Origin of the sequence: Frankia sp. AiPs1, from assembly GCF_023716945.1 — a bacterium.
In the GTDB taxonomy this organism is placed as follows: Bacteria; Actinomycetota; Actinomycetes; order Frankiales; family Frankiaceae; genus Frankia.
Map to the genome: position 1 here is coordinate 1 of NZ_JAMQQF010000597.1, position 3,592 is coordinate 3,592.

Here is a 3,592-nt window from a genome sequence, read left to right on the forward strand (position 1 = left end):
GGCCCGACGCCGGCATCCGGCGCGGGGACGCTGGCCGCCCGCACCGCCGACGAGCGGGCGTGTCGGCCCCGCGGCGCGTAGTTGCCGTACTGGCGGTAGTAGTAAGCGTCCGGCCCCTTCGTCGGGACCATGTTCAGCACCGTGCCGACCATCCGGGCGTCCACCGCACGCAACGCCTCGGTGGCGCGGCGGAGCTGCTCGCGGCGGGTCCGGCCGACCCGCGCCACCAGCAGTACCCCTTCGGCCCGGGTCGCGAGCACCGCCGCGTCGGTCACGGGCAGCAGGGGCGGGGCGTCGATCAGCACGATGTCGAACCGGACCTGCAGCAGCTCGATGAGATCGGCCATGCCCTTGGAGCCGAGCAGCTCGCTGGGGTTCGGGGGGACCGGTCCAGAGGCGAGCACCTCGATCCGGCCATCCCCCACCCGGCCCTCGCCCCACGGCTGCAACACGTCGTCGAGGTCGGCGGCGCCGATGAGGACGGAGGTCAGGCCCGCCGCGGACTCGACGCCGAGATAGTCGCCGAAGGACGGGCGGCGCAGGTCGCCCTCGATCAGGCAGACCCGGGCACCGCCCTGGGCCAGGCTGATCGCCAGGTTACAGATGGTGGTGGTCTTGCCCTCCCCCGGCACGGAGCTGCTGATGAGGATCGACCGGGGGCCGGCATCCACATCGACGAACTGCAGGTTGGTGCGAAGCTGGCGGAAGGCTTCGGCCCGGGCGGAGTGCGGCCGGGCGTTGGTGATGAGCGGTCGGCGGGCCGCGTCGGCATCGAAGGCGATCACGGCCAGGTTGGGCAGGTCCGTCGCCTCCCGTGCGTCCTCCTCCCCGGCGATGCTGGTGTCCAGGCGGAACCGGATGATCGCGGCCGCCACGCCGGCCATCAGCCCGAGCAGCAGACCGAGGGCCATGTTGCGGGTCGGTTGCGGGGAGACCGGCGAGACCGGCAACTTGGCCCGTTCCCAGACGCTGACCCGGACCGACGGCGGTTCGTCGTCCGCGGGCGCCTCGATCTGGGCCACGGCGACGGAGAACGACTCGCCGACCGCGTCGGCGATCGACTGGGCTCTTCTCGGCACCCGGTCGCGGACGATGGCGCGCAGCAGCACGGTGTCCGGGACGGCCTGCGCGGAGATCTGCCCCCGCAGCGCCTGCGGGGTCGACTTCAGGTGGAGCCGGTCGATGACCGCGGCCGCCACCCGCTCGCTGGCCACGAGGTTCGCGTAGGACTTCACCCGCTGCTGGGAGAGCAGCCCGCCCTGGTAGGCCGAGGCAGCGCCTTCGGCGTTGTCGGGCGAGGAGACGACCATGGTCACGGACGCGGCGTACTCCTTCGTCGCCCGCCAGGTCGAGGCCGCGGCAAGCAGACCGCCGAGCACCAGACAGGCCACCATGAGCATCCAGCTGCGGCGAAGGACGCGGACATAGTCACGCAGTTCCACTCGTCGACCACCCTCCGGGATGTATGTACCGACCACTCACCGTCATCGAGGACCACCTCAACATACTTGATGAGTAGCGATTATTTTACTCTCAGTCACGCTTACTCTATGACCCCATGTGGAGACGTAGAGTAGACGGCACAGCCGACCGGCGGCGGACAGCGCACCTCGCGCGGCGCGTCCTGAGGCTGAACCTCCGCCAACGGGTCGGACTGCAGATCGCCCTGGACAGCGCGGCAATGGTCCTCGGTCTCGCCTCGGCCCAGCTCGGAAGGTTCGACTTCACCCACGACGCCGTCGCCGACCTCGGCTTCTGGGTTATCTGCGCCCTGGCGGTCTGCCTGCTCCACTTCCTGGGCACGGCGCTGCACCTCTATCTGGGGCGCTACCGCTTCGGTGGCTTCGAGGAAGTCCTCGGGCTACTCGTGGCGGTGCTGTTGACCAACGTCGGCGTGCTCGTCGTCATCGCCGCGTTCGGCTCGCCGCGCCCGATGCCGCTGAGTGTGCCGCCACTCGGCGGCGCGGTGACCCTGGTCGTGATGTTCGGCGTGCGCTACCTGTGGCGGCTGGTGGAGGAGCAGCTACGCCGGCCGAACCGGGACAGCGCCGAGCCGATACTGATCTTCGGCGCCGGTGACGGAGCCGAAGGGGTGCTCACGGCGATGCTGCGCACCCAGGACAGCCCCTACTACCCGGTCGCCCTGCTGGACGACGACCCGAACCTGCACAACCTGCGCCTGCTCGGGGTTCGGGTACTCGGCGGACGGGAGTCGATCGGTCCGGTCGCGACGGCCACCGGAGCAAGGACCCTGCTGGTGGCCATCCCGAGCGCGGACGCCGGGCTGCTCCGGGACATCAGCAGAATCGCCGAGAGCGCCGGTCTCACCGTGAAGGTCCTGCCCAAGGTCGGCGATCTGATCGACGGACGGGTCGGCGTCGGCGACATCCGCGACCTGGACCTCGCCGACCTGCTCGGCCGCCGCCAGGTCCGCACCGACATGGCCGCCGCCGCGAGCTACCTGGTGGGACGCCGGGTGCTGGTGACCGGCGCGGGCGGGTCGATCGGATCGGAGCTGTGCCGGCAGATCGCCGGCTACGGCCCGGCCGAACTGATCATGCTGGACCGGGACGAGTCCGCGCTGCGGGCGGTGCAGCTTTCGATCACGGGTCGCGCGATGCTCGACGACGATGCGATCGTGCTCGGCGACATCCGCGATCTCGACCTCGTCACCACGCTGTTCATGGAGCGCCGCCCGCAGGTCGTCTTCCACGCCGCGGCCCTCAAACATCTCCCACTACTCGAACGCTTCCCTGGCGAGTCGGTGAAGACCAACGTCTGGGGCACCCTGGCGATCCTGCGGACGGCCGTGGCCTGCGGCGTCGAGCGGTTGGTGAACATCTCGACGGACAAGGCCGCCAACCCGGTGAGCGCGCTGGGCTACTCGAAGCGGATCACCGAACGGCTCACCGCCCACCTGGCCCAGGAGGCCAGCGGGACGCTGGTCAGCGTGCGGTTCGGCAACGTGCTGGGCAGCAACGGCTCCGTGCTCACCGTCTTCGCCGGCCAGCTTGCCGCCGGCGGCCCGATCACGGTCACCCATCCCGAGGTCACCCGGTACTTCATGACCATCCCCGAGGCCGTGCAACTCGTGCTGCAGGCCGGCGCCCTCGGCGCCGCGGGCGAGGCCCTCGTCCTCGACATGGGCGAGCCGGTGCGGATCGCGGACGTCGCCGCGCGGCTCGCGGCGCGCGAGAAGAAGCCGATCGAGATCGTCTACACCGGCCTGGGCCGCGGGGAGAAGCTGCACGAGGAGCTGTTCGGCGACGGCGAGACCGACCACCGCCCGCACCATCCCCTGATCTCGCACGTCGATGTGCCCGCGCTGGACCCGACCCGGGCGCTCGCCCTCGACCCCTGGGCCCCGCCGGCACAGGTGCTGGCCGAGCTCGCCGCGCTGGCCCGCGAGGCGGTCCTCGTCCCCGCCACCGCGGCTGTCGTCGTCCCGGCCGCCACCGTCGCCACCGCCGCCACCGACATCCCGGCCGCCACCGTCGCCCCGGCGGGTGGCCTGATTCCCCGCCAGCCGACCGCGGATCGTTGCGACCCCGCCCGCCCCGCCACGCCGTGACCTTGGCGGGCGGCGGTGGGT

General features: G+C 71.4%; 2 protein-coding genes. One reads left to right on the top strand and one right to left on the bottom strand.

Going from position 1 to position 3,592, the window contains the following annotated elements:
- A partial coding sequence (locus tag ND748_RS28010; protein ID WP_251749196.1) for a polysaccharide biosynthesis tyrosine autokinase occupies nt 1-1,442 on the bottom strand: 1,442 nt, incomplete at its 3' end.
- A 116-nt stretch (nt 1,443-1,558) separates the two neighbouring features.
- Here ND748_RS28010 and ND748_RS28015 point away from each other — a divergent pair.
- Complete coding sequence (locus ND748_RS28015; RefSeq protein WP_251749197.1) at nt 1,559-3,571, top strand: nucleoside-diphosphate sugar epimerase/dehydratase; 2,013 nt, start codon at nt 1,559-1,561, stop codon at nt 3,569-3,571.
- Nucleotides 3,572-3,592 lie beyond the last annotated feature (21 nt).